Origin of the sequence: Paraburkholderia bengalensis (genome assembly GCF_037126505.1) — a bacterium.
Taxonomy (GTDB): Bacteria; Pseudomonadota; Gammaproteobacteria; order Burkholderiales; family Burkholderiaceae; genus Paraburkholderia; species Paraburkholderia bengalensis.
The window spans coordinates 1-6208 of the sequence record NZ_JACFYJ010000187.1; the positions used below are offsets into that span (position 1 = coordinate 1).

9 protein-coding genes are annotated in these 6208 nt (G+C 63.0%); 8 read left to right on the forward strand and 1 reads right to left on the reverse strand.

The window, feature by feature from the left end:
• The 8 genes from H3V53_RS42080 to fliR all read left to right on the forward strand — a co-directional run.
• Positions 1 to 580 (forward strand): flagellar hook-length control protein FliK (locus tag H3V53_RS42080; protein WP_336602878.1); only part of this gene is annotated, 580 nt, incomplete at its 5' end.
• 621 nt (positions 581 to 1201) lie between these two features.
• Positions 1202 to 1705 carry a flagellar basal body-associated protein FliL gene (gene fliL / locus H3V53_RS42085; RefSeq protein WP_054918339.1) on the forward strand — a complete coding sequence of 168 codons (504 nt, stop codon included), beginning with the start codon at positions 1202 to 1204 and terminating at the stop codon, positions 1703 to 1705.
• 71 nt (positions 1706 to 1776) lie between these two features.
• Positions 1777 to 2775, forward strand: coding sequence for a flagellar motor switch protein FliM (fliM, locus tag H3V53_RS42090; RefSeq protein WP_054918338.1), 999 nt, complete (start codon positions 1777 to 1779; stop codon positions 2773 to 2775).
• Between the two features lie 19 nt (positions 2776 to 2794).
• Positions 2795 to 3232 carry a flagellar motor switch protein FliN gene (gene fliN / locus H3V53_RS42095; RefSeq protein ID WP_419539749.1) on the forward strand — a complete coding sequence of 146 codons (438 nt, stop codon included), beginning with the start codon at positions 2795 to 2797 and terminating at the stop codon, positions 3230 to 3232.
• 194 nt (positions 3233 to 3426) lie between these two features.
• Positions 3427 to 3909, forward strand: a complete 483-nt coding sequence (fliO, locus tag H3V53_RS42100; protein ID WP_419539750.1) for a flagellar biosynthetic protein FliO — start codon at positions 3427 to 3429, stop codon at positions 3907 to 3909.
• An 86-nt stretch (positions 3910 to 3995) separates the two neighbouring features.
• A complete protein-coding gene (gene fliP / locus H3V53_RS42105; protein WP_336602881.1) occupies positions 3996 to 4766 on the forward strand; it encodes a flagellar type III secretion system pore protein FliP in 771 nt (256 codons plus the stop codon).
• A 66-nt stretch (positions 4767 to 4832) separates the two neighbouring features.
• Positions 4833 to 5102 (forward strand): flagellar biosynthesis protein FliQ, encoded by a 270-nt coding sequence (gene fliQ / locus H3V53_RS42110; protein WP_336602882.1) that lies wholly within the window; start codon positions 4833 to 4835, stop codon positions 5100 to 5102.
• 31 nt (positions 5103 to 5133) lie between these two features.
• Positions 5134 to 5916, forward strand: coding sequence for a flagellar biosynthetic protein FliR (gene fliR, locus H3V53_RS42115; RefSeq protein WP_336602883.1), 783 nt, complete (start codon positions 5134 to 5136; stop codon positions 5914 to 5916).
• Here the strand turns inward: fliR and H3V53_RS42120 are convergent.
• Positions 5823 to 6208, reverse strand: a 386-nt coding sequence (locus H3V53_RS42120) for a hypothetical protein (protein WP_336602884.1), incomplete at its 5' end; no start/stop codon positions are given. The two genes, fliR and H3V53_RS42120, sit on opposite strands and share 94 nt — an antisense overlap.

The window sequence follows — 6208 nt, forward strand, 5'->3', positions numbered from 1 at the left end:
CCTGCCCGCCGCGACGGGCGGCGTGAACGCCGCGTTGGCCGCGACCCAGGCGGCAGCGGCGGCGGCATCGGCGAGCGCATCGTCGGTGGCGGCGCAGACGTCCGGTCCCTCTACGGCCGCGATGGCGAACGCGATCGCGCCGCAGGTCGGCGCGTCCGACTGGGAAGACGCGTTCAGCCAGAAGGTCGTGTTCCTTACCAACGCGCATCAGCAGACGGCGGAACTCACGCTCAATCCGCGCGATCTCGGCCCGCTACAGGTCGTCCTGCAGGTTGCCGATAACCATGCACATGCTCTTTTCGTTTCGCAGCATCAGCAGGTGCGCGACGCGGTCGAAGCCGCGCTGCCGAAGCTGCGCGAGGCGATGGAGCAAGGCGGTATCGGATTGGGAAGTGCGAGCGTCAGCGACGGCTTTGCGCGGCAGAGCAGCCAGCAGGGACAGGACGAGGGTGGCCGCCCCCGTTCGGGCGGCAGTGGCAGCCGCGGCGTCGATGCGGGGATCGATGTCGCTGACAGCGGCGCGATGGGTGTGAATGTGCCTGTGCGGCGCACTGTTGGGCTTGTCGATACGTTTGCCTGATTTTTGTGTAGTTTTGCCTTGGCGGTGGCATCCGCTCTGCGTTGTCCGTTTTTTAGCGTTGCCCCTGTGCGGGGCGGCAGTTACTTTCTTTGCCGCCGCAAAGAAAGTAACCAAAGAAAGCGGCTCACACCGAGCCGCTTGACCATCGCAAAGGAATATAGACAGCCCAAGCAGCGGCAAACTATGTGTAGTCCGTCGCGCCCGATATACCCCACTTCGGACCAGGTCCAAAGTGCAAGCGTGCGCGGCATGAAGGCCTACCAGAGTTTCCCGCACACGCGGCCGTCGAGGTTTGCTCACGATAGTCAAGAGGCTCGGTGTGAGCCGCTTTCTTTTGCCTACTTTTCTTTGCGGCTGCGCCCCGAAGGAAGTCCCCTTGGGGGACAAACAAAAGTAGGTGCCGCCCCGCACAGGGGCAACGCATGAAGAACGAAAACATGACGCGGATGCCAGCGCGTAAAACCAGCGGATAACAGGGCAAAAACCAAAACCAGCACGAAAAACGAAAAAGCCAGCGCAGCGTTAAACAATCGAGCTAACCCTGAATTTCCCTTCTTTTCGACACATCGCAGCATCGTCCGACACCTGAAAATTCACCTACAGCATTGAGGCAATCATTTCATGGCAACCACGACCGCAAACCAGCAAGTCAACGCGAAGCCCTCCTCTCCGGGGCTCGTCAAGCGCATTGTGGTGATCCTGCTGATCGTCCTGGTCGCGGCGGGCGCCGCCGGCGCAGGCGTCTGGTTCTTCATGTCGAAGCGCGCGCCCGCGCCCGCGACGGCAGCAGCGCCCGCTCCCGCGCCCGCGCCGATCTTCTTCCCGCTCGAATCGATGACGGTGAACCTGCAGTCCGACGACGGCCAGCAGCACTATCTGCGCATCGGTCTGACGCTGAAGCTCGCCGACCCGAAAGTGCAGGAGCATCTGACGGAACACATGCCCGAAGTCCGCAGCCGCGTGCTGCTCGCGCTGTCGAACAAGCATCCCGAGGAACTCGCGACGCTCGACGGCAAGAAGGCGCTCGCCACGGAACTCGAAAAGCTGATCGAAGAGCCCACCGAGGCAAACGCTCAGCCGGTGCACGTCTCGGACGTGTTGTTCACCGAATTCGTCGTCCAGTAACAGCGCGCTGCGCTGACTGATTTGATCTTCAACCGCGCCATCAATCGCGAAGGGACGCACGAGGAATAGGAATGGGCCACGAAGAGTTCATGTCCCAGGAGGAGGTCGATGCCCTCCTCAAGGGCGTCACGGGCGAATCCGACTCGCAATCCGGCGAGTCCGACCGCTCCGGTGTTCGCCCCTACAACATTGCGACGCAGGAACGCATCGTTCGCGGCCGGATGCCAGGCCTCGAAATCATCAACGACCGCTTCGCGCGTCTGTTGCGCGTCGGCATCTTCAACTTCATGCGGCGCACGGCGGAAATTTCCGTCGGCCCGGTGAAGGTGCAGAAGTACAGCGAGTTCACGCGCAACCTGCCGATCCCGACGAACCTGAACCTCGTCCACGTGAAGCCGCTGCGCGGCACGTCGCTGTTCGTGTTCGACCCGAACCTCGTGTTCTTCGTGGTCGACAACCTGTTCGGCGGCGACGGGCGCTTTCATACGCGCGTCGAAGGCCGCGACTTCACGCAGACGGAACAGCGCATCATCAGCAAGCTGCTCGGCCTCGTGTTCGAGCACTACACGACGGCATGGAAAAGCGTGCGGCCGTTGCAGTTCGAATACGTGCGCTCGGAAATGCACACGCAGTTCGCAAACGTTGCCACGCCGAACGAAATCGTGATCGTCACGCAGTTTTCGATCGAATTCGGCCCGACGGGCGGCACGCTGCACATCTGCATGCCGTACTCGATGATCGAGCCAATCCGCGACGTGCTGTCCTCGCCGATCCAGGGCGAAGCGCTCGAAGTGGACCGCCGCTGGGTGCGCGTGCTGTCGCAGCAGGTGCAGGCAGCGGAAGTGGAACTGACGGCGGATCTCGCGCAGATTCCCGTGACGTTCCAGCAGATTCTCAACATGAAGGCGGGCGACGTGCTGCCCATCAACATTCCCGAGCACATCACGGCGAAAGTCGACGGCGTGCCGGTGATGGAATGCGGCTACGGAATTTTCAATAGTCAATACGCACTGCGCGTGCAAAAGATGATCAGCGCAGCGGAACAGATGAAGGAAGCGGGATATGACTGAGCTGAACTCGACACCCGAGATGGACATGCCGGAAGACTCCAAGGTCAGCGATCCGCTGCCGGGCGCAGGCGCCGAAGAAGCAGCGCTCGATGACTGGGCGAGCGCGCTGGCGGAGCAGAACAACAACACGTCGGTGAGCGCGACGACGGCGGGCGTGTTCCAGCCGCTGTCGAAAGTGGAGCCGAGCACGACGCGCAACGACATCGACATGATCCTGGACATTCCCGTCCAGATGACCGTCGAGCTGGGCCGCACGAAGATCGCGATCCGCAACCTGCTGCAACTCGCGCAAGGTTCCGTCGTCGAGCTGGACGGCCTCGCGGGCGAGCCGATGGACGTGCTCGTCAACGGCTGCCTGATCGCGCAAGGCGAAGTGGTGGTCGTGAACGACAAGTTCGGTATCCGTCTGACCGACATCATCACGCCGTCCGAGCGTATCCGGAAACTGAACCGATGAAACACGCAGTGACCCGGGCCGCGTCCCACGAGAGCGGCCAGCCGCTCGCGCGCCGCGCCCGCTTCACGTTCCGCTTTATGTCGGGCTTTACGTCGGACTTCGCGTCGGACTTCGCGTCGGGCTTTGCGTCGGCGCTCGCGCTGGCATGCGTCGCACTGGCCGGCATCGCGCCGAACGCCGCGCGCGCCGCCGACATGAACGCCGTCAACAACGCCGCGAAGATCGCCTCGAGCGTCGGCGCGGGAACAGCGGTGCCGGCGCTCGGCGTCGGCGCGGTGTTGCAGACGATCGTCGGACTCGCCGTGGTGATCGGCCTCGTGTTCGCGTTCGCGTGGCTCGCGCGCCGCTTCAATCTGCAGCCGGGCGGGCGCGGCGGCATCGTGAAGACGGTCGGCGGCACGTCGCTCGGCGGCAAGGAGCGCGTGGCCGTCGTCGAAATCGGCGACACCTGGCTCGTGCTCGGCGCGGCGCCTGGCAACGTGCGCCTGCTGCATACGATGCCCGCCGGCTCGGCCACGGGCGCGCATCTTTCCACCAACACGGCCTTTCCGGCATCCGGCGCATCGAGTGCTGGCGGCCCCGTCCAGATGAGCGGCACTTTCGGACAACGCTTTCGCGACGCGCTCAAACACGAAGCAGGCAAGCGCTTTCAGCGACGCCAAGGCGGAGAACAGTAATGCAGCACCACCGATCTGACGCGCAGCGCAGCTGCGCTGTGACGACCCACGCCCCTTGCGCGGCTTCGACGCGCTCCCCCGCTTCGATGAAAAAGCACATCCTGAAGGGCGCCGCGCTGCTTGCGCCGATCGCCGTGCCCGCGCTGCTGTTCGCGCTGCCGACGCTTTCGCACGCACAGGCCAACGGCCTGCCCGCCTTCAACACGAGCCCCGGGCCGAACGGCGGCACGACGTACTCGCTGAGCGTGCAGACGATGCTGCTGCTCACGATGCTGTCGTTCCTGCCCGCGATGGTGCTGATGATGACGAGCTTCACGCGCATCATCATCGTGTTGTCGCTGCTGCGTCAGGCGATCGGCACGCCGACCACGCCGACGAACCAGGTGCTGGTCGGCCTTGCGCTGTTCCTCACGCTGTTCGTGATGTCGCCCGTGCTCGACAAGGCGTATACCGACGGCTACAAGCCGTTTTCCGAAGGCACGATCCAGATGGACGAAGCCGTGAAGCGCGGCGTCGCGCCGTTCAAGGCGTTCATGCTGAAGCAGACCCGCGAGAGCGACCTCGCCCTGTTCGCGCGCATTTCGCACGCCGCGCCGATGCAGGGTCCGGAAGACGTGCCGCTGTCGCTGCTGGTGCCGTCGTTCGTGACGAGCGAACTGAAGACGGGCTTTCAGATCGGCTTTACCGTGTTCATTCCGTTCGTGATCATCGACATGGTGGTGGCGAGCGTGCTGATGTCGATGGGTATGATGATGATTTCGCCCGCGACCATTTCGCTGCCGTTCAAGCTGATGCTGTTCGTGCTCGTCGACGGCTGGCAGCTGGTCATCGGCTCGCTTGCGCAGAGCTTCGTTTGACGTCCGCGCTCAATGTCCACGCTCAATGTCCACGCTTAACGTCCACGACACCGGGAGAGTTGCATCATGACGCCGGAAACCGTCACCACCCTTGCGCACGAAGCGATGTACGTCGCCTTGCTGCTGGCCGCGCCGCCGCTCTTCGTGGGGCTCGTGGTCGGTCTGATCGTGAGCCTGTTCCAGGCCGCGACGCAGATCAACGAAGCGACGCTGTCGTTCATTCCGAAGCTGTTCGCGATTGCCGTGACGCTGGTGCTGATCGGGCCGTGGATGCTCGCGAAAATGCTCGACTACATGCGCCACATGTTCACCAGCATTCCGACGCTCGCTAACTGAGCGCGTTTCTTTCTCTCTCTTTCGGCGCGCGATGTTTTCCGTCACTTACGAGCAGCTGAACGTCTGGCTCACCGCGTTCCTGTGGCCGTTCGTGCGGGTACTTGCGTTGGTGGCGACCGCGCCCGCCTTCAGCGACAAGTCGCTGCCGATACGCGTCAAGGTCGGCCTGTCGGCGTTCATCACGATCATCGTCGCGCCGACGATCGGCGCCTTGCCGCAGGTCACGGTGTTTTCCGCGCCGGGCATCTGGATCATCGTCAACCAGTTCCTGATCGGCGCCGCGCTCGGCTTCACGATGCAGGTCGTATTCGGCGCCGTGCAGGCAGCGGGCGACATCATGGGCATGAGCATGGGTCTCGGCTTCGCGACGTTTTTCGATCCGCACGCGTCGGGCTCGACGGACGTGATGTCGCGCTACATGTACATGATTGCCGTGCTTGCGTTTCTTGCTTTCGACGGTCACCTGCAGATGTTGTCGGCGTTGATCCAGACCTTCCAGTCGCTGCCTGTTTCGGCGAACGTGCTGGGCGCGAACGGCTGGCGTGTGCTGGCGGGCTGGGGCAGCACCGTGATCAGCGGCGGTCTGATGCTGGCGCTGCCCATCGTGACGGCGCTGTTGATCACCAATCTTGCACTCGGGATTCTGAATCGGGCTGCGCCGCAGATCGGCGTGTTTCAGGTGGGATTGCCGCTGACCGTCATTACGGGTTTGCTGTTGATTCAACTGCTGCTGCCGAACATGATGCCGTTCTTTGCGCGTGCGTTTGAGAACGGGATCCAGCAGATGGGTCGCGTGGCGGGTGGGTTTTTGTAGTTGGTGTTGGTGTTGTTGTTTTGTCTGCGACGGCTTTTTTGGGTGGCATCCGCCATTTGCCTCTGCTGCGCAGGCCGTTTTTTCGCGGCATCCGCGAGGCGATGTTTGCTGCGCAGGCCGTTTTTTCGTTGGCATCTCCGGGCGGTGTTTGCTGCGCAGGCCATTTTTTCGCTGGCATCCGCGTGGCGGTGTTCAATCCCGCCGCCAATGACGATGACATCCATGGTTAATTCGTGTTGCCCGCGGCGCGCATGGGAGCGAGGCGTATTCCGTGACATGCGGCGCAGCCCGA